The sequence below is a fragment of the Streptomyces sp. PTL18 genome (assembly GCF_059510295.1).
Map to the genome: position 1 here is coordinate 1 of NZ_JCAJZO010000014.1, position 24,234 is coordinate 24,234.

Genomic DNA, 24,234 nt, shown 5'->3' on the forward strand with positions numbered 1-24,234 from the left:
CCATCGTGCTGCTACCTCCGTTGCCCGACCCAGGCCGGTCATGACACACGGATATCGTGTGCATCAGAGACAGTTGGCTCCGACGTCGTTCGGAAGAAGTCACCCCCCGTCAGCCCTGCGCGAAGTTCGCCTCACAGTCGGTGCAGGGTGCGTTTCTTCTTGAGGGACCTCGCTGCTGGCCAGCACGGACGTGGTCGGCTCTCGGAAGGCGGCGTGACCTACCGTGCCGCGCTTGCTGCAGGTGCGAGACGCTGACCAGGGATTTCTCGTCCCTCCAGAAGAAATGCACCCTCCTGGGAACCGACCCCTCAAACACCCACTTACAGCTCGGCCCGACCAGACTCTGGATCCCATCCCGACTTGCTGAACTCCTCCACCAGCTCACGCACGCACCGCGTCGGCACGCGGCCCTCACCCCGCCGCCAACGGACCAGCCCCCATGGCTCTTCCCGGGCGTGCTCCCTGGCCACCCCCTCAGCCGCAAGGCGTTCAACGACCAACTCGTCCGGCAGGGCATCCACACCAGACCCGCCCGAACCGCGGCACTGATTGCCCTCCCCGCAGAACTGCCCGCACCGGTCCTCGCCGACCTACTCGATGTCCACGTCCACACCGCACTGAAGTGGGCCAGCCACGCACAACGCGACTGGAGCACCTACCTCCGCGCACGGATGACCACACAGCCCGGCCGAGTCGATGCGGGCCTTGCCTCCCCGGCTGCCGTGATCACGACCAGCGACTGATCGTCGGAATCCAGGGCCCGTGGCTCGGCCTTGGACTACATTCTGGGCCATGGACCCTTCCCTGAGCGCCTTGATCGTCGCTGTGGTGGGGGTGATCGGCACCATCACGTCCGGGCTACTGGCGCACCGCAGCGCGCTTCAGGCCAAGACGGTAGAACTCGACCATGCAGAGAGGCAGAGGCGGGAAGAGCAACTGGCGATCGAACGCCGGGAGGCCCTCAGCGCACGGCGAGCCTCCTACGCAGCGTTCAACCAGCGCCTACGGCAGTTCCACTCCGTGCTGTCGAGAGATTACCTCGCTCTTGCTTCTGGGCAGGCGAGTTCTCAACAGGGCCAAGAGCGGGAAGAGCCTCGCCGCATCTTGCGCGACGTATACGCCGAGGCGCAGATGGTGATCAGCGATGACGTGCTTGCTGTCGCGAGCAACATCGTGCATCAACTGCATCGCATCCACGCCTTACTCGGCCAGCACGAGCAGGAGATCGCAACTGAGGAGCCCTTGGAAGCCATCAAGGACAGATTGGAACGCGCCTCGGAGGGCCTGTACGAGGTAAGGCAGACCATGCGACGAGACCTCGGCGTCTCGGCGCTCCCGATCCACCGGCCCGACGGCTACGGCGCTACGTGATCGATGTCGAACGACAAGTGCGCTGCCAGGTCGGCAGTCAAGCGGAGGCACCATGAGGCCCTTGTATTGGACCAGGTCCAGCTACTGCGACTCGGCAGGGCTCGACTGCGTCGAAGTAGCGTTGATCCTTGGCCCCGCACCCGCGGTCTGCCTGCGCGACTCCAAAGTCCCATCCATCCCCGCGCTCGCCTTTGAGCCCACTGCATGGTCGGAGTTCGTCAACTTTATCGAGCGGTTGAAACCATGCGGCTGACCAGCACTGCAAGCCGGGCTGGTCGCGGAGTCGAGCAGTCAAGCAGCGTGGGCAAACCTGCCAAGCTACACCGTCCGTCGGGGGGTGCGTTTCTTCTGGAGGGACGAGAAATCCCTGGTCAGCGCCTCGCACCTGCAGCAAGCGCGGCACGGTAGGTCACGCCGCCTTCCGAGAGCCGACCACGTCCGTGCTGACCAGTAGCGAGGTCCCTCAAGAAGAAACGCACCCGTCGGTGCACCGCCGCACGGCCCGTCGCCTCGGGTTGCCCGCGGTGGCGGTCGCCGGAGCAGCGCCGCTCAACCGCTCCGAGAGCCCAGGCTGAGGATTCGGGATCCACCCCCACCGCGGGGGCGTACGTCGTCCTCGGTCATGTGCTCGCACCAACCGGGCCTGTGCGCGCACTGCGTCGGGGAGATCAGGATCGTGTCATCCGGGTGAGTACGCCACTCCCTCTTCACGAACATGCCTACCGAACGCGGGGGCGCCGACGCGGACGAGTCCGGCGGACATTCGCATCCGAGCCCGATGACGATCTTGCTGCCGCACTCGTCGCAGCGCTCTTCTTCCACTGGTCTCGCGCCGCCTTCACGCGGTGTCGGAGTCGACCCGGTAGACGATCTTCCCTTCGGACTCGGTGAACCCTCGCGACTCGTAGAAGGCCCGTGCGCCTGGGTTGTCGCGGTCGGCCATCCATTCCACCCGGCTGCAGCCGGGGCGCGCGGCGGCCAGGGCGCGGAGTTCGTCCATGAGGCGGGCACCGATGCCCTGCCGACGCAGGGTGTCGCGGACGTAGAGCTCCTTCAGGAACAGGGAGTGCGAGGAGCCGGCGGCTGGCCAGAGGAAGGAATAGGCGGCGAGGCCGACGATGTCCCCGGTCTCGTCCTCGACGAGCAGGGCGGAAGCCAGTGGTGGCACGCCGAAGAGGGCTTCTTCCACCTGCAGGCGGCGCTCCTCGATCGGCTGGATATCTGTGTCGGTTGCCCCGTAGAACCGCTCGATCTCCTCGATCAGCTCGGCCACGGCCGGGACGTCCCGCTTCTCTGCGGGACGGATCGTCACGGTCATCGGCGCCTCCTGTCCTTCCTCGATTGCTTCGGTCGCTGCTGCACTCGTTCGTTCCAACGCGTGATCCTCTCCTGGCGGTACGGCACACGCGCCTATGGCGACGAGGCGGCCTGCGCGTAGGGGTTCCAGCCGTGCTGCCGCAGGGAGCCCTGGACGTGTCGGATGAGGTACTCCAGGTCCGCGCAGTAGACAGACGGGTTCCGGTAGCCCTGGGCTTCGCTGAAGCGGTGTGGGAGGTAGCCACCGCCGCACACGTCCAGGAGTGGGCAGGCGCGGCACTTCTCGGCGAGCGCGTCCTTGCCGTGCTGCCGGTGCAGCAGCTTCGGATGCGACAGAGCTTCGTCGAGGGAGTGGCGGAGGACGTCGAGCCCGAGCCAAGTAGCACCCTCCTCGACGGACCGCAGGGTGTCCACGGCCTCGATGGAGCCGTCGGACTCGATCACGACGCTCGTCGGCGGGGCCAGGCCGAGCGTCTCCACCGAGCCGCGCACGCCAGAGCTGAGGGCCACGATGTCTTCCAGCATCCGGACGCTGTGCCCGTACTCAGGCCGGGCGAGCCAGGCGTCGTACACCCTGCTCATCCACAGCCCGTACTCGGGCACGCTCGGGTCGGAGCGGTTGGGCGGGTCGTCGTGGGTCGCGTGCGGCAGACCAAAGTCGATGATGGGCGGTTCGAACGCCGCCAGGTAGTCGTGGACCTCCACGGGGTCGTTGGCCAGATCCACGACGGCGAGCAGCCCCGCGAACAGGTGTGGCCGCGACCGCAGGAGTTCGATGCCACGCACGGCGGAGGCGGCGCTCGACCGCCCTGCGTGGGTCAGCCGGTGCCGGTCATTCGCAGGTGGCGGTCCGTCGAGGCTGACGCCGACCGCAACCTCGTACCGTTCGAAGAGGTCCAGCCAGGCATCGGACAGAAGGGTTCCGTTGGTCTGGAGCTCGAAGAGGACCCGGGTACCGGTCGGCGCAGCGGCCCGGACGGCCTCCAGCAGACCGGCCATGTGCCCGACGCCGACGAGAAGCGGCTCCCCGCCGTGCAATACGACGTGGATGGTCCGGAGGCGGTGTGCGGCGGCGTGCTCACCTATCCGCCGGGCCGCAGCCCGGGCCACTGCGAGGTCCATACGGGCGGGCAGGCGCTGCGCCGCCTGGTCCGTGGAGTTGAAGACGAAGCAGTAGTCGCAGTCGATGTTGCAGCGGTTGGCGACCTTGAGGATGAACGTCCGGAAAGGAACGGGGCATTCGAGTTCTGTCATCGAGCGGACGTGCTCACAGCGGCCAGGGCCAGATGAGCGAGGCCGCGTGGGCACCTTCACCGATCCGGCTCGTCGCGCCCTCCTCGGCCTCGAGCCGCTGCCGGACACGGGCGGCCACGCGGTCCAGGACGGCGGTGCCGGGCGCCGTCGGCTCCGCGGACGCCGGGCCGACGGGCGTGATGGTGCGTGGCTCGGTGACGGACGTGGGTGACGGCATTCAACGCTCCTCGTGAGGTACGTGCCGGAGGCGGCACGGTGCGACGGGGTTGAAGCGACAGATCAGCCGGAAACGTAGCATCCTCAACCACCCACCGGGCACAGGAAATTCGGCCACATGGTCGGCGTCAACCGGACCGCGGCACCAGCAACCGTTCGATATCGTCCACGGCCGCGCTCACTCCCAACCGCCGGTAAACGGTCACGGCGGCTCGCAGCGAGCCCACTCCGTGACCAGGCCCGTCAATCGTCCAGTCGCAGCGGCCGATGCCCTCCAGTGCCCGCGCCTCCTCCAGCGGGCAGTGGATGTCCCGCGCGAGCGTGAGCGCCTGACCAAAGTGCCGACGGGCGGCCGTCGGTTCATCGGAGGTGAACAGCAGCATCCCCCAGTGGTTCAGTACCTCTGCCTCGCCGCACCGGTCGCCCAGGCCCCTCAGGATCTCCAAACCGCGTTGGAACGCCTCGATCGCGCCGTCGCGCTCACCGACGATGCCGCGCGCCACGCCCAGCTCGCTCAGCGAGGCGGCCTCACCCCCGCGGCTGCCGAGCTCGCGGTAGGCGTCCAGGGCCTCCTCCAGAAGCCGGATAGCCGCTGTCGCATCCCCGGTCACACGCTCCACGACGCCAAGGTGGCGGACGCTGGTCGCGCGGCCGAACCGTTCACCGAGATCGGTGAAGTGCGTCAGGGCCTGGCTGTGTGCCGTCCGCGCTGCCTCGATGTCTCCGGTCAGCCGTCGGACGACGCCCAACTCGTTCAGCGCGTAAGCCTGGTGCACACGGTCGTCCAGCTCCAGGTAGATGTCGAACGCTTCCTGGTGATGCCGCGCGGCCAGGTCGTACGCGCCCATGAGGCAGTGCACGACGCCCAGGTCCCGCAGGGAGTTCGCTTCCCCGTACCGGTCACCGAGTTCTCGGTAGATCGCCAGGGCCTCGCTCTGCGCATCCACCGCGGCGTCGAACCGGCTCATCTGCCGGTGCGTCATGCCGAGATCGGCAAGCGCGTTCGCCTGTCCGAGCCGGTGTCCCAGCTCACGGTAGAGGGCGAGGGCCTCGGTCTGGGCGCGGGCCGCGTCCTCGTTGTCCGCCGTCAGGTACCAGACGATGCCCAGCTGGTTCAGTGCGTCCGCCTTGCCGCGCCGGTCGTCGACCGCTTCGTACGCTGTCACGGCGTCGTTGAGGGCCTCGATCGCCTGTGGGTAGGCGGCCATGAAGCGGCGTACGACACCCAGCTCGGCGAGGGCATCGCCCCGGACCCGCTGGTCGCCGGTATGGCGGGCGGCCTCGGCGGCGGTCCGATGGAGCCCGACGGCCTGGTCCCAGGGGCCGGCCTGGCGCAGGAAGGGCGCCATGGACGCGGCGAGCCGGACCACGAGGTCGTACAGGGCGAGACCGTTCGCCCGCCGTACGCAGGCCAGGATGTTGGCCCGCTCGGTCTCCAGCCAGCTCAGGGCATCCGCCCGCGACTCCAGGACCGGCGTCTCCACCCGCGAGGCGCCGTCCGGCGCCGGTGGCACCGCGGCTCCGCTGCGCACGATGTGCCCGTTCGCGACGGCGAGAGCGGCCAGGTAGTAGGTGCACACACGCTGGACGGCCTGTACGTGGTCCATGCTGTCTCCCTCGGCGGCGAGACCGCGAGCGTAGTCGCGCAAGAGATCGTGCAGCCGGTAGCGACTCCCCGGGTGCTCGTCGATCAGATGGTCGTCGTAGAGCGCCTCAAGATGCCGACGGGCTACTACGACCGAGACCTCACCAAGCGCCGCACCGACGTGCGGGTCGAGATCGGTGCCCGGAAAGAAGCCGAGCTGTCGGAAGAAGCGCTGCCGCTCCGGCACGAGATCCCGGTAGGACAGATCGAACGTCGCGGTGACGGCGCGTTCCCCGGCGCGCAGCTCCCCCAGGCGGTCCCGCGCCGCCACCAGCCGCCCGCGCAGGTCCTCGGCGCTCCAGGACGGATGGTGCCGCAACCGTGCCGCAAGAAGCGACACCCCCAGCGGCAGACACCCGCACAGCCGCACCAACTCGTCTGCCACATCCCGGCCGAGAGCGTCGGCCGGTCGCCCACTGAGCCGTACGAAGAGTTCGACCGCGTGATCCGGCGGCAGTGCGTCCACCGACATGACCACCTCCTCGTTCGCCACCAGCCGCTTGCGACTGGTCACCAATACCAGGCAGCCACTCCCACCGGGGAGCAGCGGCTCCAGCTGTCGATAGCTGGCGGCGTTGTCGAGAATCAGCAGCGCCTTCTTGTCCGCGAGCCTGCTCCGCCACATGGCGGCCCGGGCCTCCGTGACCGCTCCGATGTCGTCACCGACAGGAATCTGCTGCGTCGGCACGCCGGCGGCCGCGAGAAGCGAGGCGAGCGCCTCGCCAGCCTGCACCGGAGTACGCCCCGGCGTGTGCCCGTTGAGATTCACGAAGAGCTGCCCGTCGGGGAACCGCTCCGAGAGCAGGTGGCCGGCGTGCACGGCGAAGGTGGTCTTCCCGACGCCGGGCATGCCGTCGATCACGTGAACGGGCAGCCCCTCGCCACGCTCCTGTGAAGCCCGCACCGAGCCCACCAGCCGCTCCAGCTCCGCGGCACGGTCGGTGAACGCGGCGGTGTCGCGCGGCAACGAACGCAGCACCTGGGCGGCCCCCGGTGGCCCCGCTCCATCCTCCGGTCGCCCCGGCGGGGTGGGAGGCCGCGTCTCGGAGAGCCCGGCGAGCAGGGCCGTCAGCCCCGCCATCGTCACGCCCAACACGACGAACGAGAACCAGGCGTGCTCCTGTAACCACCCCAGCCATCCGGGCCACCGCGACTCATTGGACACGGCGTTCGTGACGAGCCCGACCAGCAGCGTGGTCACAGCGCCGCCTCCAGCGACGACGGCGATCGCGATCCCGCGCCGGAGTCTCATACGGAGGCCCCAGCAGCCGGGGGAGCGGCCGATTCCCCCCTGGTGCCGCTGCTGAGACACCACGCACTGATAACCGACCTGGTCACGAAGGCAACCCCCGAATACGACACCCCAACTTCCCTAACGGAACAGTCCTCGTAGACCTTGGTCAAGGGCGCGTCTGAGCCACGGCGCGCGCCGGGTGCCGCAAGGCGCGCTGGCCCACGGCCACCGCACCATCTTCAGAAGTTCACGCGACCGCTACTGATGCCGCGGTGGCTGCTTTCCTATCGGCCCCGGCCACGAACTGGTCAATCGGCTTGGGGCCTACTCGGCATCGCAGGCCGTGGCCTCGGATCCAGTCGGTTTCGTAGACCTCGTGCCAGTACTCTCGCTCTTCTTGCCCGCCTCGATGGGGGCGTAGCGCCGCCGTTGAAGCTCATCGCGTTCAACGTCCGGGATCGTCATCGACTCGGCAAGCACGGCGGCGAGCGCGTCAACTTGAGTGTTGTCGATGTCAGCGTGGAAGAGCCACCGGATGTTCTCGTCGCGCGTGATGAGGTCGATCGCCAAGCGCGCGCTTCCGTCCTGTGAGGTCGCTGCTCGGATGTATCGCACTTGGTCGATCGGGATGTCTTGAAGGACCTCGCCTTGCTCAAGGAATGCGTTCGTCTTGGCCGTGATGATGCGGCGATCCGTGACGGCGACCAGTGTTTTTGCCGCAGCCTTGTCCATCGCTGCCGCCAACATCTCCTTCGCTCCGCCGAGAATCGCAGAGATTGGATCGAGGGCATCGAGCTGGTCGGGGAAGCCGAGGACACGTAAGGTCTCACCGTCCTCGAGGAGCCATCGCAGGATGCGAAGGTACGGCTCGAGACCCAGCGATTTGGGTGCGCAGACGACGCCCGGAGCCTCGAGCGGAGGCGCTGGCGGATGGAGAGCATCGGCAAGAGGCTCGATCGCCTCCAGAAGGCGGGCGGAGATTTCGCGGGCTGCCTTCACGTCCTTCCGCTTCCCCAGCAGCGGCCATGTGTCGGGGCCGGGGAGTTCGACGATGATCCGCAGTTCCCGCGTCAGCGTGTCGAGGAGGCTCGTCGTCTCGGCGAGAGCGGAGTCGAACTCCGCGCGGGTGTCGCGCGCGATGACCTCGGCGTACTGCCCCTCGGCGGCGTCCTCGCGTCCAGCGGCTCTCGCCCTCGCGGCGCGGAGCGCGTGATACCCGGTCCATGCCTTGACGGAGGACAGGAGGGCGTAGGCGTCGAAGACGATCGCTTCGGCGTTCGTCTGCAGATACTCACGGTGGCTGCGTGCGTCGGGCCGACCGATCTGCCTGACGTGGTCGCGGACGTTCCCTCGGTAGAGCTCAAGCTGCTTCTGCAGCAGCGCTCCACTACCCGCGACGTCCTCCCACAAGGACGTCGGGACCGATTCGATCTCTCGTGCCTGGTCGACAGCGCGATCGATGGCGGCGACGAGCCCCGTCAGTTCGGCCCACTGATCCTTGCGGATGGTGGTGAGGACCTGACTTGTCACCGCGAGGTTGGTCCTGACGAGACCCGAGACCTCACTCAGCATCATCTGAAGACCGACCATGGCCAGCGCCGGCCCGATCGAGGCCGCGGTCTGCGCCTTGCTCACCGCATTCACGGAGTAGAAGCGGGCCTGATGCAGGATGCGGCCAGGAACCATCACCGCTCCGAGGTTCCCGCCGTCCTTGACGGCGAGCGTCGCGCCGCTCTTCAGCAGGGCCTGTGCCGTGTCGCCGATCCTGTAGAGCCCCTGCACGCTGGCGAACGCGTTTCCGAGATTGCCGACCACGGTCGCCGCGTTCCCGATCGAGGCGAGGACCGCTGAGATCTGCTTGCGGTCGACAGCTGGCACGATCCCGAAGTCGATCAGATCGGGCTTCAGCTCCGGCGGGACCTCACCGGCGACTACAGCCACCCCTGGGAGTACCTCCACCAGGACCGTCGCCGCCGTCGTCGAGTCGATGTCCGAGTTGGACGTCGGATCGTCCACAACAGGTGAGTCGGTGGTATTGCTTCGGCCGTTCTCCTCAGGCTCGGCGATCTCCATCGAGTCCGAAGGGTCCTGCATGCGATGTCCTCCCCGCGGGCGCGCGCAACGGCCGGACGTCGTCGGCGTTGAGTGCCGAAGTCTACGGCTCGACGCCCTGCGGTTCAGCCCGAATCCATCGGCGTTGATTCCGGACTGGGTGGTGCCCAGGCATGGGTGTACCCGGAGTCAGCTGCGCAGGCAGCTGCCCGCGCGTGATCAGGATCGCCGGAGTGTGCGTCGGCCGGATGCCGGCCAGACGCACGCTCTCGGGGCCGTCCTCCACTGTCGCGGGCCAGCGCGAGGACTTCCGCACCGGACTTGCCGAGGGCCACGGCCTGTCCGTCGCTGACTTCGTCCACTCCGTCGTCACCAGCGGTCCTGGCCGCCGTGCCGTGCCCGCTGACGGTGTCCCGCCACCGCGCTTGTAGCCGTCCCACAGCCGGCCGCCGGCCTGTTCCAGTACCTCGTCCACCACGCCGACGAGGGCGTCATCCCGCCCCTCCAGCACACGAAGGGCGTGATGCAGACGCACGCCGAGCCCCGGTGCCGTGGACTCAAGACGTCGTGTCAGCCACTTCCCGCCTCCACCCCAAGATCCGCCAATGGCCAGCGCCAACTCGCCGGTTCACCGCTTGGGCGAGCCTGCCCACCTATTTACCAGTTCGCCATGGGCAGATGGGAAAGATCCTGAAACGACTGGCGCACAGCTGCGTAGCCATGTCAACCTGCAACACCTTGCCCGAAGACCTGGTCAGCGAGGTGATGCCAGTGATCCTGGACGGCCAGTGTTCTCTCCTCTCGAGCCCATGGAGGCGCCCCTGCTCCCGCACCACTCCAGCGACCCCTCCCGACCGGACTTGCCGGACCCGGTGTACTGGGTCACCCCGCGTCATCTGGCTGGCGACGACGGTGCGCTCGCCCAGAGGATCGGCGACACCCTGTCCGACCTCGGCTGGCGCATGTGGCCCACCGCCCGCCACACCCTTCTATATGTAAGCCCGGACGGGCTGCGTGGCGCCGAGTGGATCCTCGCGGCTTACCCGTTCGAGCTGGGTGGGCTGCCCGTTGCCTGGCAGTTGAGCGCCCGGCCGCATGCCACCTCCGCGATGGCGGAGTGGAACGCGTACTTCACCACCGGCGTCTCCCACGAGGCGCTCGCCGATCTCCTCGTGGCGATCGACGCCCGTGAGGCGCCCGACGTCGGCTTCGAGGGGCCCGAGACGGTCCTCGACGCGCTGAGTGCCCGGGGCTGGATCCGCGACGTGGATCGCCCCCGCACCACCGCCACGGACCCCGGGTTCTCCGCCTGCGTCTCCCTGGAGATGCTGCCGCCGCTCATCGAGGACGCCGACCCGCGTCCTGACCCGGTGGGCTGGCAGGCGTGGGCGGAACCCGTGCCTGGCGCACCGTATCTGTGGTGCGCCAGCTTCAGCGCCAGCGTCCCCCATGACCTAGTCGCCGCGTTCGCGTCCTCACTCGCCTCCCCGGTCCCGGTGCCTCGCCACACCGTGCCTGCGAGCGCCAAGGGGCGGCTCACCGTCGTCCGCCGCAGCTGACGGCTCCTGCCCTGAGAAGCCGCTGCTGTGCGGCTCGTCGCCGATCTCTCCCAGCAGAGACATTCCCGTACCCGCTAAATGAAAGATAGGAAGAGATCTTGTTCTTTCGACGCGCTCGCGAGGACCGTGCATTCCGTGAAGCACAGCGTGCGGGCTACGAGTTGCTCCTGAGGCTGCAGGCCACGCAACCGTGGCCCGACTCCCACGAGCCGACCTCACCCTCTGTCGCGGAGGAAGCGGTGGCGCCCGACTTCCTGCCGCCGGAGCTGCGGGTGCCGTCGCGCCAGGAAGTGGCCGGGGTGATGATGCGCTGGCAGCAGCCGCTCGTCATCGACGGCGAGGTCCGTACATGCCCCGAGTGCGGTATGTACCGAGACTGGATCGTCTTCTGTATGCGCGACGACTCGGTGTGGCTGCGTTGCCGGGCCGGCCACGAGACGGGGGAGCCCGGCCTGGATGCGGCCTGGTTCAACCGTCACTCCGGCCCCGCCGACCGGTTCCACCCCACTCTCGAAGAGGGCCTGCGCCACCTGGGCCATTGACCTCCCGAAACCCCTGCTCCTCCGTACTGCCGGCGCCCGGAGGGCCGGCCTGGTCAGACCGTCCGTTTCGCAGGCCATAAAGGGGTTTCCTATGCGCCTTCACACCACGACCGTCCTCAGCCTCAGCGCCCTCGCCGTCCTGGTCCTGGCGGGTTGTACCCATGGCAGCGCCGCCCCCTCCGGCCCGATGTCCTCCCCGACCGTCCCGGTGCACCTGGACGGCGAAAGCTCCCCGGCACCCGCTCCGCTGTCCTCAGCCGCGCTGACCAAGCGGCTCCTGGACGAGAGCGACCTCGGCGCGGACTACGCCCGCATGCTGCAGCGCCCCGCGCAGCACGACGACGTGAGCGTGATCGGCTGCCCGGCGCTGGAGAAACTCGGCAGTGACGCGGCGACCGGCGCAAGCCTCGTCTTCCCCCGCAAGGCGAAGTCGTCCTTCACCTACGCCGGCGGCAGCAACTCCGAGCTGACCGAGGAGCTGTACAGCGACACTGCTGCGAAGCTGTCCAAAGGCATTGGGGAGATCTTCGATGCGATGGTCTCTTGTCCGACGTACCAGGTGGTGTCGGGCAGCACCCCCATCACCGTCACGACCCGGAGCGTGTCCGCACCCCGGCTGGGGAACGAGCGGTGGAGCCTGCTGCTCACCTTCACCGCTAACGGGCGCAGCAGCCTCATCAAGCAGACGGCCGTCCGTACCGGGCCGGTAGTCGTCGTGATCTCCGGTAGCCCCAGCCTGGTCGACGCCCACTTGCACAAGGCGGTCGCCAAGGCCACGGCGGTCAGGCTCACGGGGTGATGAGGCGGGATCGGCGAGCACGGACGGCGCCGCAGGCCCCGAGACCGAGGCCGGTTCCTGCACCGCCAGATCCCCGCCGTGGTCATGGATGTGCCTGCCGCTCCCTGACGGTGTGAGCCGCGTGACCCCGGCGGGCTTCACCGTCCTCGCCCCTGGAGGCCGGAGCCAACAAGGCCGGCCCCAGGGGCGCAGCCGTGTCAGGCCAGAGCGGTGAGGTTCTGAACGAGGGAGCGGACTTCGGGGGCGAGACCGTCGAGGATGTCCCGCCTGTAGGGGGTATCGGGCCGGGCAGCGAGGTCTTCGACAGAGGCCCAGTTCTCGGCGACCACCCGGAGAGCCTGCTGTGCTTGCTGGACGGCCTTCCGTCGGTGGGCGAGGAACTCTTCGGCGCGCTCGTGGGCCTGCTCCCAGGTGATATCTCCCCGCTCGACGAGCTGGGCCAGGGGCGGGGCGGGGTCGCCGTCGGAGTGGCAGAGAGCGTCCGCGTGCTGCACGGACTGCCGGAGCCGTTCTTCGTGTTGCCGCCCGTCGAGTGCCGCTATGGCGTCGTCGAGGGTGAGGAGGCCCTCGCTGACCTGTTGGGCGAGATCGGGGGCGTGCTCGCGCAGGCGGCCGTGCTGGGCCTGGATCTCGGCGGCGCGGGCCTGGTGTTCGCGGACGGTGCTGTAGGCGGCATCGAGGCTGAGCTTGCCGCTGCGGACCTGCTCGGCGAGGTGGGGGTTGTGCTTGAGGACCGTGGCCGCGTTGGAGAGGCGGGTCAGGCTGACGCTGTGGACCTTGGCCTGGTAGCGCAGCGAGTGTTCTGAAAAGGAACGGGCCATCGCGACGATCATCGCCTGCTGGCCCTTACTGATGTGCCGGCGGCGCAGGTTGTGCGCGAGGATCAGCCCCGGGGCGTCGCTGCCGGTGTACGTCGTGAAGCGCGGCTCGACGCCGGCGATCTCGCAGGCGGCCAGACGGTTACGTCCGTCGAGGAGGACGCCATCGGCGCTCAGGACGATGGCCTCGTGCTGGCCCTCGGTCTTGATGGACTCGGCCAGGTCGTGCAGCTCGTCGGCGCTGAGCATCGGGACCATGTCGGCGGTGGGGTGGGTCTGGATGATGTGCTCCTTGTTGAGTGGGGTGCCGGTGGCGCGCCGCAGATGTCCTGCGGCGCCGTAAGGCCGCGGGCAGGGCTGCGTTGATCGGTTGTCATCGTGACTTCGGTGGTTCTCGGTAGCGGGTGCGAGCCGTGCGTGGCCGCTTCGTGAGGGGGCTGGGTGCTCACCGCGCCCGGTGAGTGCCGGATGGCGGTGGCGTGGACGTGGGGGGTGTCGCGGCGGTGGCCCGCGCTGTGGACAGGACGTGGGGGATGTGGGGGCTGCGGGCTTGTGCGGCTCGTGCACCTGGGCCGGGGGCGTGCCGGTCGCCGAGGCGTTGGATGCGCCAGACGAGAACTTCGGATGCCGATTTGGCGTCGCTCAAGGAGCGTTGCTGGGCTGCCTGTCGGAGGACGGCTGCGGGGTTGTGGCCTGCGGCTTCGGCGGCGGCGAGGGCGGCTGTGAGTGCGGGCCAGGCAGCCTCGGTGAGGATCTGTCCGGAGTGGGAGGGCAGGACCTCGTGCAGGGTGTGGGCGTACCGGTGGACAGTGCTTTCGGAAGGGCGGCGCCCGGCGAGTACGGCGAGGCTGGTGGGGGCGATCTGGTCGTAGACGGCCTGGAGATGGATGAGCGTTTGGCGGGCGGCGGCCACCTGCCGGTCGTGGTGGTGCAGCGAGCTGCGGCGCTGGGCTGCGAGGACGACGAGAATGGCGGCGTCCAGGAGCATGGCCAGGCCGGTGTGGTCCGCGGGTTGGTAGCGCATGGCTTTCAGAGCACCGCGCAGGGCGCGGGCGTGCTGGTGGTCAGCGTGGGCACGGGTGTGGGCGGCGTGCTCGAAGGCGACGGCGGCGCGGTGGAGTTCGGCCTTGAGATGGACGGGGGCGTGGGCGGGCAAGGCGTAGAGGACTTCGCTGAAGATGGTCAGGTGGGCTTGTGCAGCGCTGTCGTCGGCGTGATCGAGGTGGTGGGGGATACGTTCTGCGGCCGCGGTGGCCTGGTGCCAAGGGCTGCGGCGGTAGTGGCCGGCTGGTGAGGCTGCCGTGGCGGTGTGCGCTTCGGTGGCGGCCAGACGCTGCTGGATCTGCGGGAGGGACAGGTCGGTGGCGAGGCTGGAGCCGGAGTACCAGATGGGTGTGCCGTCGTCAGGCAGGGCGACCTTGTAGCCGCCGAGGTCGCCGGAGGGCAGAGTGCGTGTTTCGACTTGAAGGCCGGCGTCGGCGAGCAGGTTGAAGAACTCGTCCAGGTCCTTCGCGTGGGAGAGCGCGGTGCGCACGGTGTGCCGCAGCTGCTCGCGGGCCGTCTTGTGGCGGCCCAGCCGTTGGGCCTTCTCCTGCTCGGCGCGGGTGGGGCGCTTCGCCGCCGGAGTGCCGGTGGCGGCTTCGGGGCCGCGCGGAACCTGAATGAGGCCGAAGTCCTTCTCGATCCTGGCGAGTTCGGCCATGGCGCGGTGGTAGTCGTTCCAGTTCCGCGGCGGGCGCAGATCGCCGCGGACTTTGGTGGCGACGATGTGGATGTGGTCGTCCGCGTGGCGCACGGCAACCCACCGGCAACCGTCCGGATCGTCCTCCGGTGCGATGCCGGTCGCATGGACCATGCGCTTGGCGATCGTCGCCCACTCGTCATCGGTCAGGATGCGGTCCTCGGGCGCGGCGCGCACCGAGCAGTGCCACACGTGCCCCTCGGGTGCCTTGTCGCCGGCCTGCTCGACCCGCAGATCCAGGGCCTTGGTGAGCTGGCCGAGCCGCTGCTTGTGCCCGGGGCTGTCATACGGGCCGGGGTCAGGAATGAAGTCATCCCAGGACGCGACGATGTGCTGGTCGGTGTGTTCGTTGGCGCGGCCCTTGTCGAAGAGGTACGCCAGGACGCCGTAGGTGTTGTTGCCCGGCTTGACGATGTTCGCGATCAACGCAGGCTGCCCGCCTTCTGCCCGGCTGCCCGGAAGGCCGCGTCGTCGATCGCCCGGACCGTGTCGTGGGCGGTGGCGAGCAGGCGCTCCGCCCGCTGAAGGATCGCGGCGTCCACAGGGTGTGGATCGCCGCCCGAGTTGAGGCGGCGGGCGATCTGGTTGACGTTGTTGCCGATCCGGGCGATCTGCGCCCGCTGGGTGGCGAGCTCGTCGACCGCATCGTCGTAGACAGTGCGAGGAGCGGCGACGGTGATCTCACCGCGGACGCGGGCCATGGTGGCGTCAGCGATGTATCGCGCCATGGTCACGTGCTCGGCTTTCGCCGCCGACTGGATGTCGCGCTTCTCATGCGGCGCGAAGCGGGCGGTGACGTGCTCGGAACGCTGCGCGTCGAGGTTCGCGCGGCGGTGCGGCGCACGCTGCTTGACCCCAACGGAGGGATCGCGCGGCTGTTCGCCGGCGCTCACCCCCTCCTGCTCTGGCACGCCCTCGTGCCGGAGCTGCTCCTCCGCCACCCCCGGGGCGGAGGTGTTCGTGATGGACCGGCCCATGGACGGTCCATCGCTATTGCTTGCTGCGCGCGTGACGGGAGTGGTGACCATCTGCTTTTGGGGTATGGGGAGTTCGGCGTACTGGTCGCGCACGAAGAGGTGTCCTTGTGTCGGGGTTGCGGGGGTGGCGGGTTCAGGCGGCACGCGGTTGCGTGTTGAGCTCCGCGAACTGCTCGGCGGCGAGGTCGAGCAGATCCACCAGGCGCCGCTCCGGGAGGCGAGCGGCGGTGGTCAGGGCGTCATCGATGCGAGGGTCGAGGGTGCTGACGGCATCCAGTCCGGCGGCGCGGGCGACAACCAGGCGCAGCTCGGCCTCGAGCCAGGCCCAGTGCTCGGTGGCGGGCACCGGGATCCCGTCGCCGACTCCGCCCCTGAGCCGGCTCAGGTAGTCGCCGCCAGAGGACAGGACGTCGGGCAGGGGGATGTTGTCGCCGGCCATCCATCGGCCTTGGTCGAGCAGGGTGAGGATGGCGCAACGCAGCATGCTCATCTCGTCGGATTCCGGAGCGGTGCAGATCGGGCAGGCGTCGTCGTTGCAGGACCAGGCGGACACGGTAGAACCGGGCATGGCAGGTGGGCCTTTCAGCGATGGGTGGTTAGAGGGGCGCGGGGAGCTTTCAGTGGGGGTGGCCTGTACGGGCGGGGGCCTGGTGCTCGGCCTTGACCGCGTTGACGATGCTCTGGGCAAGGTCGGTGCCGACCTGGTGGCCGTCGGCACGGACGGCTGCCTTGAGAGAGTCGCGCGAGAGGCGACCCGTCTCGCGGTAGATGCGCTCCGCGTACGCGATGAGGGCATCCCGCGGTAGGTCGGGCTTGCGACCCGGGCGTTTCGGCTCCGGCTCCGCGCCAGGCTCGGCACCCGCGTTTCTGCCCGTACTCGCCTCCGCGCCCGCATCAGTAGCGCATTGAGGGCGGACGATGGATTCTGGGCGGTCCGACCGGTGTGCGCCTTCGTCGCCCGGATTCGGTACCGCCTCCGGGCACTCGGGCTTTGCCCGCTTCGCCGCGGCAGTGCGGGGCTGGCTGACTCGGTTTCCGGGCGTCTCCCACCGTTCGGGAAGCGGGAGCGAGGCCAACCGGGTGGCCTGCTGTCGGGTCCCGAGCTTCCGCAGCAGCAGCTCGTCCTGGCGAAGATCACCGTCGACGTCGGCCCTCTCCAGCGCTTCGTGCAGGCGCCGAGTCGCACGCCGGCCACGCCCCTTGTTGCGCTTCGTCTCGGGCATCGCGTCGATGCGGAGGATCAACGTGACGGCCCGGTTCAGGGCACGCTCGCGGATGAGTCGTGCGGCATCGGCGTCCTGGTCGTGGATGCCCAGGCGCGCCAGGAGCCGCTCGCGTGCCTGCCGGCCGAGGATCGCGAGCAGGTTGCGCGAGGCGGCCTCGGGGGTGTGGTTGCGTAGCTCGATTCCCATGGCCAGGTGCCAGAGGACTGCGGCCATCACTGGGCCGATCAGGGCGCGGACCGTGCCGCCGACGGGACCGGATTCGGCGTAGGCGGGGATGATCTGGCCTCCGGTGATCACCCATACCAGGACGCCAGGCGGTCCCGGCGCCTGCCTGGGACCCTTCAGGTTCTGGCGCGCCATCAAGGCCATGGCGAACAAGGCGAGTTCAGCGGTGGCGAACAGGAAGGCGCGCTCGACGGTGCTGCCCATGTCGAGGTAGTCGGCGGCGAAGCGCCAGCTGGTGTCCGCGCTGTAGGCGGTGCAGCCGATCGCGGCGACAGCGGCGACCGGGATGGCGGCGGTGCCACGTCGCTGCCCGACACCGGGCTTCTGGGCGCGTCGGTGCAGCAGCCGTCCAGCGAGCAAGGCGACGACGAGGAACGGCGCGCCGATCGCGAGCAGGGACGAGGGTTCGATGGGGTAGGTCACGCAGCTCCCTGTCGGGTGATTTCCGCGGCGGCGAGGTCGAGGCGCGTCGGGTGAGGCGTGGTGCGGGGCGCATTGCCTCGGGCGCGGCCGTCGGGGCCCACGCGTCGACTGCGGCAGGGTTCGCCCTCGCGGGCATGGCACCAGGGGCACCGGACGCCAAGGGCGTCCGGGAGCCCTTCGGCGACGGCGGCCTCGCGTGCGGCACGGGCCGGACGGTAGGGGGCGAGCGCGGCGCGGATTGTCGGTGGGACGCACGATCCGATGGCGCGCACGCGGGCCTCCACGTCGGGGTGCGGGCCACCGTTGGTGAGCTGTCGGTGCGTCGAGGGCGCAGCCGTTCCGGTGGCCACGGCCTGCCGGGTGCCGAGCAGTTCGGCCCGCCATGCGGTCGGGTCGTCGGGGTCGGCGGCCGGCGTGGGGTCGGTGTGCCGGTCGAGACGGTCGCGGCGGTACGTGCGCCACGCGCAGGCGACGTCCACGGGCAGGATCGGGTAGGGCGAGTCGAGGACGTGCGCCCGAATCGCCTCGCGGACATCCCAGCCGTAGGCCGTGGCGAAGGGGACGTCGTGGAGCAGTTCGTGCCACTGGGCGAGCTGGTCGCGGGCCTCGCCTGGGGCGGTACGGATCGTGCGGGGGTCCAGGCGGCCGATGTAGGCGAGGACGGCGGCGACTTCGCGGCGTTCCAAGAGGGTGGGTTACTCCATTCCTGTCGGTTCGTCGAGGGCGGCGAGGAGGGCGGCGGTGTGTGCTTCGGCGCGGGTCATGCCGCCTGCGAGTGGGGCGGCACCACCGGGCAGGGCGCGCAGGTTCGGCCGTTCCGGGGTGGGAGTGCGTTCCCGGGCGATCCATGTGCGCCAGTCGGCGCCCCACGCGGCGGCTGGGCGGGGCGCCCACGTCGCCCGGTGGGTGCGCCACTTCTCGTCGGCCGCCCGCAGGCCGTGCTCGCCGAGTCGGGCGAGGTGCCCGTCGTGCCGCAGCCAGGTCCAGGTGGCGTCGTCGATCTCCCACTGGGCGGCGGTGATGAGGGAGGCAGAGCTGCTGCTCTTACCGGTTACCTTCGGTTCACTACGGTTCTGGGGGTCGGAATCCGTGCCCCCGGAGGGCTGGAATCCGGTCCCCCCAGGGGTCGGAATCCGGTCCCCGGGGCCGTTATCCCGCTCCCCTTCGAAGACGTCGGCAGGGTCGGATTCCGGCCTTCCGAGGGTCGGAATCCGACCCCCCGGAAGGGCCGAATTCCGGTCTCCCTCGTCTGCATGGTCGGCGAGGAAGGAGGCGGCGATCGGGAGGTGGTAGTACGTTTCTCCGCGGGGGCCCTTGCGGCCCGCGAGCTGCGTCAGCTCCCCGCTGGCGATCAGCTTCGTGAGGGCGTCGCGCACGGCCGTACGGGAGGCGTTCGAGCGCTTCATGAGGGTGGGCACGGACGCGTACGCGATGCAGCGGCGATCGCGGCACCGGTCGGCGATCAGGGCGAGGACCATGCGGGCGGTGCCCTTGCTGTTGCTGTGGTCCCACACCCATTCGCGGGCGTCGTAGCTCATCGGGTGGCGGCTCCTTCATCAGGGCAGGCAGGTGCGACGGGCCCTCTTCGGGCGGTGCACAGGGTGGAGGTGGGCACCGTCCCCGGTGCCGACGTGTCGGTGAGGGCCGCGAGGGCGCCCGGGGGGATGAGACCCGACCACGGTTGATTCCGTGACCCAGGACGCGCTGGGGTTCCTGTCCGCGCGGGCCAGCGCTCCAGGCGGAACACCAAGACAGCCACACCCGCGTGCGAAGATCCAGCGTTCGGCCGAGAAACCACACAGCTCACGGCGAACGCGTCCTTGGCGGCGTATCCGAAGCTGCCAGCCGGTGCGCTGATGCCGGTTGCTAGCGGCTGCAGGGCCGCCCTGCGAACCAGTGCCAGCCGTCCTCGGACCCGCGACGAGGCAGGACCGTTCGTCTGGCTCCGGTCAGGCTGCCTGGACGTAGGCCGAGGTAGAGAGCAGGTCCGCGAGCCGCGCGGCGCTCTGTGGGCTGATCGTCGTCGTGAACCCCGCGCATACGCGCTGGAGAGCGGCGTCCCTCGCCGAGTCCACCTTCTGACGGTCGGCGCGAGCTCCTTCGGGGGCGGGCTGGGTGACGGTGGGTTCGGTCTGGCGTTGGGGCATGGACGTCCTCAAGGCGGAGTTCGGTCGGCGACCCACGGTGTGTGGTGAGGGCCGGCGGGTTGGCTGGGAAGGTCCATGCTCCGGAGAATCGCCGGTTAGGCTAACCGGCGATCGTCGGCTATATTGCGCCCTTCATCGCCTCGGTCGGCAGGGCGAATTCCACCGGCCTCGCCCCGCTACAGCGGGTTCTGCTCGATGCCGATCCGGTCCCAGTCCATGTACCGGCCGAACTTCTTCGGCTCGTCGATGACCACCCCGGAGAACAGGAACCGCAGCACCGCATTGCGCCGCTCGTCTGTCATGTCCTCGGCGTCCCACGCGGCCCGCGCGCCAGCCCCCGTGAGGCCGTCGAGGAGCACCATCGGCCGGACGACGACCTTGGGCTGAGCCTTGGCGATCCGGTCGGTGATCTCCTTGCGCATCTTGCGGTACTCCGCCGTGGAGATCTCCTTCGCGGTCCACACCTGGTTCAGCTCGCCGAGCAGCCGCTGGTCGTCCTCCAGCTCCTCGGTCACGCTCTCGGAGAGGTTGCTGCTGGCGAGTCGACCGTCCACCCGTAGCTTGCCGAGCAGCTCAACTGCGGCGTCGGCGACAACGTCCTCTAGCGTCTGGGCCATGATCGAGCTGGTGCACTTCTTCTCGTCGTTTCGGCCCCGGCGGTTGCACTGGTAGACCGGCCCGGTGCTCTTGGCCGTACCGGACATCAACGTCCGGCAGCGTCCGCACATCACCAGGCCACGCAGCAGGTAGTAGCGCTGCGCGGGCTTGCTGAGCGCCTCCCGGTACACCGCCGACCGGTACTCGCGCCGCGTCCGCACCTCCGCCCACACGCCTGCGTCGATGATCGCGGGCCAGGTGCCGGGGCCGACCTCCTTGCCCTGGTGCATGCGGATTCGGGCCAAGAGGGGCGGGTCCTCACTCGGTTGCAGGTGGGCGGGCGCCCACGGCTCACCGTCGATCGTGGCGGTAGGGGCGTCAGGGGTGGGGAGTCGGCCGACCGGTGGGGCGGGGCGCGCCGATGGCCGCTCGCGCTGTCCAGGTGTCGTCGACATAGCCGCACCCCGGCCGCGCAAGTCCAGCCCAGTCCCGCGCAATCTCTCACGGCAGAAAGGCTGCCGAAAAGCAGGCGGTGAAGGGCGGTTCCAAAACAGTAAGCCACGATCGCCGGTTGACGGAATAGTTGTCCCGGACGCCGAGCCAGAAGGATCACATCGCGAAGCCTTTGACGTGGCGTCGACGAGGAAGCTACAACACAACACCCCACGTCAGAGCAGTCGCAGAGCGCAGATCGGCATGCCGGCCCGCGACCGTTCCCGACCCCGGCAAACCGCCGCACGGCGAACCGAGCGAGCGCAACATAGACCACGATCGCCGGTTAACCAAACCGGCGAATGGACGCTTCAATTGGAGTCATGCCCGCACGCTCATTGGAAATCGGGACCGCAGGGATACGGGCGGCCCGCACCATCGAAATCCTCCGCACCGCACACGGCTCATCGCAACGCCAGCTCGCCGGCCGCGTGACCGCGCTCGGCCACCCGATGTCCAACACGATGCTGTCCCGCATCGAACGCGCCCAGCGCCGATGCGACATCGACGACCTCATCGCGATCGCCGAGGCCCTCCTCGTCTCGCCCCTCGTGCTGCTGCAGGAGCCGACCGCCACGTGACGAGATCCGTTCAGCACCGCTGACCGAGCACGCTCCCAACCGAGTTAGGACCCGCCCTTCTTGCACCACTCCGAGATACCCCCTGCCATCGCGCGCCGCCTTCCAAGCGCCGAGGGCCGAGTCCCTTTGCCTTGTCTCTACCGCCCCGAAGAGATCGCCGAAGCCCTCGGCTGTTCTACCTGGTGGGTCAAGGACCGCGCCCGCCGCGGCCTCATCCCGCACACCCGAGTCGGCCGTGCCTTCCGCTTCACCGCCGAACACCTCGCCGAGATCATCCGCCTCCACGAAGAGCGCCCGAACCGATCCGCCAGCAGGGCGCCGGCCGGTCCCGCACCGACAACGCCTCCCGCTGCACGAACTCGTCCCACCCAGTCTCCTCGGCCGACCACGGCACCGACGACAGAGCGTCTGCGAGCCCGGCCGCCACGCCGTACCCAGTACGAGACCGTCGCGTAGCGGTCCCGCGCCCAGCCACAGGCCAAGAGCAGGAGAGGAAGACGGAAGTTGGGCTTCGCGGAGAAGCGCGGAAACTACTGGCGCGGCCGATACAAGACCGCGCCCGGCAAGCACAACACGGTCGTCGACGACAACGGCAAAGCGATCCGTTTCGCCACCAAGGGCGAAGCCCAGCGCGCAGCGAGCGAGGCCGAGAACAAGTACCGGCGCGGCGACTGGCGCGACCCGGCCCTCGGCCAGGAGACCTTCGGCGAGTACGCGAACCGCTGGTACGAAGCCCAGGACCTGGCCGCCTCGACCATGCAGAACTACAAGCGCCACATCGAGGAGCACCTGCTCCCCGACTTCGAGGACAAGGCGCTCGCCGGCATCCTCCGCACGGACGTCGACCTGTGGGAGAAGAAGGAGAAGGCCGTCTACGCGGCCTCCAGCGTCAAGACCTGGCGCTCGACACTCCACCTGATCTTCGAGGACGCGATCGACGAGGGGCTCATCACGTCCAACCCGGCCGCCCGACGGCGCGGACGCGGCAAGCGCGCCGGCCGCTCCCGCGACCGCGGCCCGGAGAAGGTCGTCACTGACGCGCTCGGCATCCTGCTGACCGCCGAACGGGCCGCCCTGCTCTCGGGCCGCGACGACGAGTTCATCGCCGTGGTCCTCAAGGGCTACACCGGCATGCGCTGGGGCGAGATCGTCGGCTTGGAGACGGAGTTCGCCCGCCCCGGCTCGATCCGCGTCGAATGGCAGCTGTACGAACTCGACACCGGCGAGCTGGTGCGCTGCCCGCCCAAGGACGACAGCTACCGCAAGATCGACGCGATGGACTGGCTGTCGGTCCTGGTCGCCAACCACGTCGCCCGCACGAAGCCGACCTCCTGCCCGTGTCACGGCAAGACGTACGTCTTCCGGGGGCAGGGCGCGGCTCGCACCGGCGGCCACCAGGGCGCGAAGCTCGTAGACGTCGCGCGCCGCGCCGGCGTCTCGACGGGCACAGTGTCCAACGTCCTCAACCACCCCGACCGAGTTACCGAAGCCAAACGATTGAGGGTGGAGCAGGCCATCGCGGACCTGGGGTTCGTGCGGGGCGGCGCGGTCTCGGAGCACGCTGCCCACTGGCGCCGAAACGGCTTCGCGACGTGGCTGTTCACCCCAGCGGTCTCCGGCTGGTACCCGAAGAAGGCACCACAAAAGGCCCGCCCCGTACCGCTACTCGGCGAGCCATGGCCCGGCGTCCCGGCTCGAGGACGCGGCGCCGGCGACCGGGCCGACGCCTGCTGGCTCCCGATCGCCAAGGGCCTCACACCCCATGGCCTTCGCCACACCCACCGGACCGTTATGGAGGACCTCGGCACCGCGAAGGTCCTTATGGACGACCGCATGGGCCACATCGACGGCTCGGTCTCGGCGCGCTACGCCCACGTCACCCCCGGCATGCGCAAGCGCCTCATGCTCGGACTGACCCAGCAGTGGGAGTCGGCGCTCGACGCCCGCTTGGCGATGAGCCCTCACTCGCCGGTGAGTGTCCTCGACACGCTATTGCGAGCGCGCCGTGAAGAGGTGGAATAGCCGGAGATGAGGGTGCATACGATGCGGCGACAGGGCCTCCACCGGAACACGGTCGAGGCCCTGTCACGCGTGGGTTGCCTCCTGAACACACCGGGTCAGGCGGCGGTGGGGCGTGGGCTGCCGTGGAAGACCTGGCTGGTGTGCCAGGAGCGGTGGGCCGCCGCGATGGGCCGGGCGCCGGGTTGAGGGCCTATGAGTGGACGGCCGGCGAGTGCTGTGACATGCTCGCGGGCAGCCTGGCTGCGGCCGATGAATTGCTGCGATACCAGGATGCGGTGGCCGTCACCTATGCCGAGGACGCCCTTGTCGAAGAGTTTGTGGTGTAGCGAGCACAGGCACAGTCCGTTGTCGATGTCGTCCGGGCCGTCGAACGCCCACCAGCGCACGTGCGCGGCCTCCAGCCCGACGGGCGCCATGCCGATCATGCCGTCGTAGCCGCAGAAGGCGCACTGGTACTCGTACGCGGTCAGCACCATTTCCCGCATCCGGCGGTCCCGCTGCCGCCTCCCGGGCGCTGCCAGAGCGTCGGTCTCCGCCAGCTCCAGTTCCAGGCCCACCGCATCGCACAGATCCTGGTGCAGTGACGCCGGGAAATGCAGATCCAGCAGCACCCTCGCCATACGGCCCAGCAGCGACGGTTCCCGCCGAAGCGCCACCTGAAGGTCCGGGGCCAGCCGCCCAGTGGCCCGGCTGGCCCGCAGTTCCCGCACCCCGGTGCCCGGGCTGCCGACGCCGTGCTCGGTCCGCACTTCCCACACCCCGTCGCTGACCAGATGGTGGAAGGGATAGGCGGGCGTGGTCCCACGCGGCGGACCGTACTCCACCAGCAGTTGCTTCAGATCCGCCTCCACTGCGCTGTACGGCAACTCGTCCGCGGCATCCGCCTGAAAACGGCCCAGCGCGTACAGCAGCAGCAACGGCTTGTGCGGCGCCCGCACCCCGTCCCGGCTCCACTGCCTCAGCTTCGCGGCACGCTCCAGCCAATCCATAACCGTG

Annotated in this window: 24 protein-coding genes and 1 pseudogene; 9 read left to right on the top strand and 16 right to left on the bottom strand. The window is 69.3% G+C overall.

The annotated features are described in order from the left end of the window. Window positions 1-455 precede the first annotated feature (455 nt). The 3 genes from AC5WS8_RS24330 to AC5WS8_RS24340 are packed head-to-tail and all read left to right on the top strand — an operon-like array spanning window position 456 to window position 1,624. A complete protein-coding gene (locus AC5WS8_RS24330; protein ID WP_496105578.1) occupies window positions 456-743 on the top strand; it encodes a hypothetical protein in 288 nt (95 codons plus the stop codon). Window positions 744-792: 49 nt separating this feature from the next. Then, window positions 793-1,371: a hypothetical protein gene (locus AC5WS8_RS24335; protein ID WP_496105579.1), complete on the top strand. Its 579-nt coding sequence runs from the start codon at window positions 793-795 to the stop codon at window positions 1,369-1,371. A gap of 52 nt (window positions 1,372-1,423) precedes the next feature. Next, window positions 1,424-1,624, top strand: a complete 201-nt coding sequence (locus tag AC5WS8_RS24340) for a DUF397 domain-containing protein (RefSeq protein WP_496105580.1) — start codon at window positions 1,424-1,426, stop codon at window positions 1,622-1,624. A 585-nt stretch (window positions 1,625-2,209) separates the two neighbouring features. Here the strand turns inward: AC5WS8_RS24340 and haaN are convergent. The 6 genes and pseudogenes from haaN to AC5WS8_RS24370 all read right to left on the bottom strand — a co-directional run. Further along, window positions 2,210-2,689 (bottom strand): cyclophane-containing RiPP N-acetyltransferase HaaN, encoded by a 480-nt coding sequence (gene haaN, locus AC5WS8_RS24345; RefSeq protein WP_496105581.1) that lies wholly within the window; start codon window positions 2,687-2,689, stop codon window positions 2,210-2,212. 92 nt (window positions 2,690-2,781) lie between these two features. Then, window positions 2,782-3,942, bottom strand: a complete 1,161-nt coding sequence (locus AC5WS8_RS24350; protein ID WP_496105582.1) for an FxsB family cyclophane-forming radical SAM/SPASM peptide maturase — start codon at window positions 3,940-3,942, stop codon at window positions 2,782-2,784. Between the two features lie 13 nt (window positions 3,943-3,955). Further along, on the bottom strand, window positions 3,956-4,159 hold the full coding sequence (gene haaA, locus AC5WS8_RS24355; protein WP_496105583.1) for a HaaA family cyclophane-containing RiPP peptide: 204 nt from the start codon (window positions 4,157-4,159) through the stop codon (window positions 3,956-3,958). A 127-nt stretch (window positions 4,160-4,286) separates the two neighbouring features. Further along, window positions 4,287-7,055 carry a cyclophane-containing RiPP biosynthesis TPR protein HaaT gene (gene haaT, locus AC5WS8_RS24360; protein ID WP_496105584.1) on the bottom strand — a complete coding sequence of 923 codons (2,769 nt, stop codon included), beginning with the start codon at window positions 7,053-7,055 and terminating at the stop codon, window positions 4,287-4,289. Window positions 7,056-7,361: 306 nt separating this feature from the next. Beyond that, entirely contained in the window at window positions 7,362-9,110 is a 1,749-nt protein-coding gene (locus tag AC5WS8_RS24365; protein WP_496105585.1) for a hypothetical protein, read from the bottom strand. Between the two features lie 385 nt (window positions 9,111-9,495). Continuing rightward, a pseudogene (locus AC5WS8_RS24370) lies at window positions 9,496-9,717 on the bottom strand (nucleotidyltransferase domain-containing protein); the annotation flags it as partial. 181 nt (window positions 9,718-9,898) lie between these two features. On the opposite strand from AC5WS8_RS24370, the gene AC5WS8_RS24375 reads away from it, so the two are divergent. The 3 genes from AC5WS8_RS24375 to AC5WS8_RS24385 all read left to right on the top strand — a co-directional run bounded on the left by AC5WS8_RS24375 (window position 9,899) and on the right by AC5WS8_RS24385 (window position 11,989). After that, complete coding sequence (locus AC5WS8_RS24375; protein ID WP_496105586.1) at window positions 9,899-10,648, top strand: SPDY domain-containing protein; 750 nt, start codon at window positions 9,899-9,901, stop codon at window positions 10,646-10,648. 98 nt (window positions 10,649-10,746) lie between these two features. Then, on the top strand, window positions 10,747-11,190 hold the full coding sequence (locus AC5WS8_RS24380) for a hypothetical protein (RefSeq protein ID WP_496105587.1): 444 nt from the start codon (window positions 10,747-10,749) through the stop codon (window positions 11,188-11,190). Window positions 11,191-11,281: 91 nt separating this feature from the next. Then, window positions 11,282-11,989, top strand: coding sequence for a hypothetical protein (locus AC5WS8_RS24385; RefSeq protein WP_496105588.1), 708 nt, complete (start codon window positions 11,282-11,284; stop codon window positions 11,987-11,989). 197 nt (window positions 11,990-12,186) lie between these two features. On the opposite strand, the gene AC5WS8_RS24390 is transcribed toward AC5WS8_RS24385, so the two are convergent. The 9 genes from AC5WS8_RS24390 to AC5WS8_RS24430 all read right to left on the bottom strand — a co-directional run bounded on the left by AC5WS8_RS24390 (window position 12,187) and on the right by AC5WS8_RS24430 (window position 20,448). Continuing rightward, window positions 12,187-13,065 carry a plasmid replication/partition related protein gene (locus tag AC5WS8_RS24390; RefSeq protein ID WP_496105589.1) on the bottom strand — a complete coding sequence of 293 codons (879 nt, stop codon included), beginning with the start codon at window positions 13,063-13,065 and terminating at the stop codon, window positions 12,187-12,189. Between the two features lie 187 nt (window positions 13,066-13,252). Then, window positions 13,253-14,974, bottom strand: a complete 1,722-nt coding sequence (locus AC5WS8_RS24395) for a relaxase/mobilization nuclease domain-containing protein (protein WP_496105590.1) — start codon at window positions 14,972-14,974, stop codon at window positions 13,253-13,255. Then, window positions 14,971-15,618, bottom strand: coding sequence for a MobC family plasmid mobilization relaxosome protein (locus AC5WS8_RS24400; RefSeq protein ID WP_496105591.1), 648 nt, complete (start codon window positions 15,616-15,618; stop codon window positions 14,971-14,973). Before AC5WS8_RS24400 ends, AC5WS8_RS24395 begins: the two co-directional genes overlap by 4 nt. A 40-nt stretch (window positions 15,619-15,658) precedes the next feature. Beyond that, the gene (locus AC5WS8_RS24405; protein WP_496105592.1) at window positions 15,659-16,093 is read right to left on the bottom strand and encodes a hypothetical protein; all 435 of its coding nucleotides are present in this window, start codon (window positions 16,091-16,093) and stop codon (window positions 15,659-15,661) included. Window positions 16,094-16,142: 49 nt separating this feature from the next. Beyond that, the gene (locus AC5WS8_RS24410) at window positions 16,143-17,399 is read right to left on the bottom strand and encodes a hypothetical protein (RefSeq protein ID WP_496105593.1); all 1,257 of its coding nucleotides are present in this window, start codon (window positions 17,397-17,399) and stop codon (window positions 16,143-16,145) included. Further along, window positions 17,396-18,085 carry a zinc finger domain-containing protein gene (locus tag AC5WS8_RS24415; protein ID WP_496105594.1) on the bottom strand — a complete coding sequence of 230 codons (690 nt, stop codon included), beginning with the start codon at window positions 18,083-18,085 and terminating at the stop codon, window positions 17,396-17,398. The genes AC5WS8_RS24410 and AC5WS8_RS24415 overlap by 4 nt, the downstream gene beginning before the upstream one ends. Before the next feature lie 9 nt (window positions 18,086-18,094). Next, the gene (locus tag AC5WS8_RS24420) at window positions 18,095-18,937 is read right to left on the bottom strand and encodes a helix-turn-helix domain-containing protein (RefSeq protein ID WP_496105595.1); all 843 of its coding nucleotides are present in this window, start codon (window positions 18,935-18,937) and stop codon (window positions 18,095-18,097) included. A gap of 411 nt (window positions 18,938-19,348) precedes the next feature. Then, window positions 19,349-19,546: a hypothetical protein gene (locus AC5WS8_RS24425; RefSeq protein WP_496105596.1), complete on the bottom strand. Its 198-nt coding sequence runs from the start codon at window positions 19,544-19,546 to the stop codon at window positions 19,349-19,351. 176 nt (window positions 19,547-19,722) lie between these two features. Beyond that, window positions 19,723-20,448 (bottom strand): recombinase zinc ribbon domain-containing protein, encoded by a 726-nt coding sequence (locus AC5WS8_RS24430; protein ID WP_496105597.1) that lies wholly within the window; start codon window positions 20,446-20,448, stop codon window positions 19,723-19,725. 510 nt (window positions 20,449-20,958) lie between these two features. Here AC5WS8_RS24430 and AC5WS8_RS24435 point away from each other — a divergent pair. The 3 genes from AC5WS8_RS24435 to AC5WS8_RS24445 all read left to right on the top strand — a co-directional run bounded on the left by AC5WS8_RS24435 (window position 20,959) and on the right by AC5WS8_RS24445 (window position 23,238). After that, a complete protein-coding gene (locus AC5WS8_RS24435) occupies window positions 20,959-21,216 on the top strand; it encodes a helix-turn-helix domain-containing protein (protein ID WP_496105598.1) in 258 nt (85 codons plus the stop codon). A gap of 75 nt (window positions 21,217-21,291) precedes the next feature. Then, the gene (locus AC5WS8_RS24440) at window positions 21,292-21,672 is read left to right on the top strand and encodes a helix-turn-helix domain-containing protein (protein ID WP_496105755.1); all 381 of its coding nucleotides are present in this window, start codon (window positions 21,292-21,294) and stop codon (window positions 21,670-21,672) included. Between the two features lie 48 nt (window positions 21,673-21,720). Next, window positions 21,721-23,238 (top strand): LacI family DNA-binding transcriptional regulator, encoded by a 1,518-nt coding sequence (locus AC5WS8_RS24445; RefSeq protein ID WP_496105599.1) that lies wholly within the window; start codon window positions 21,721-21,723, stop codon window positions 23,236-23,238. Between the two features lie 95 nt (window positions 23,239-23,333). Here the strand turns inward: AC5WS8_RS24445 and AC5WS8_RS24450 are convergent, their stop codons facing one another. Then, window positions 23,334-24,227 (bottom strand): phosphorothioated DNA-binding restriction endonuclease, encoded by an 894-nt coding sequence (locus tag AC5WS8_RS24450; RefSeq protein ID WP_496105600.1) that lies wholly within the window; start codon window positions 24,225-24,227, stop codon window positions 23,334-23,336. Between the last annotated feature and the right edge of the window lie 7 nt (window positions 24,228-24,234).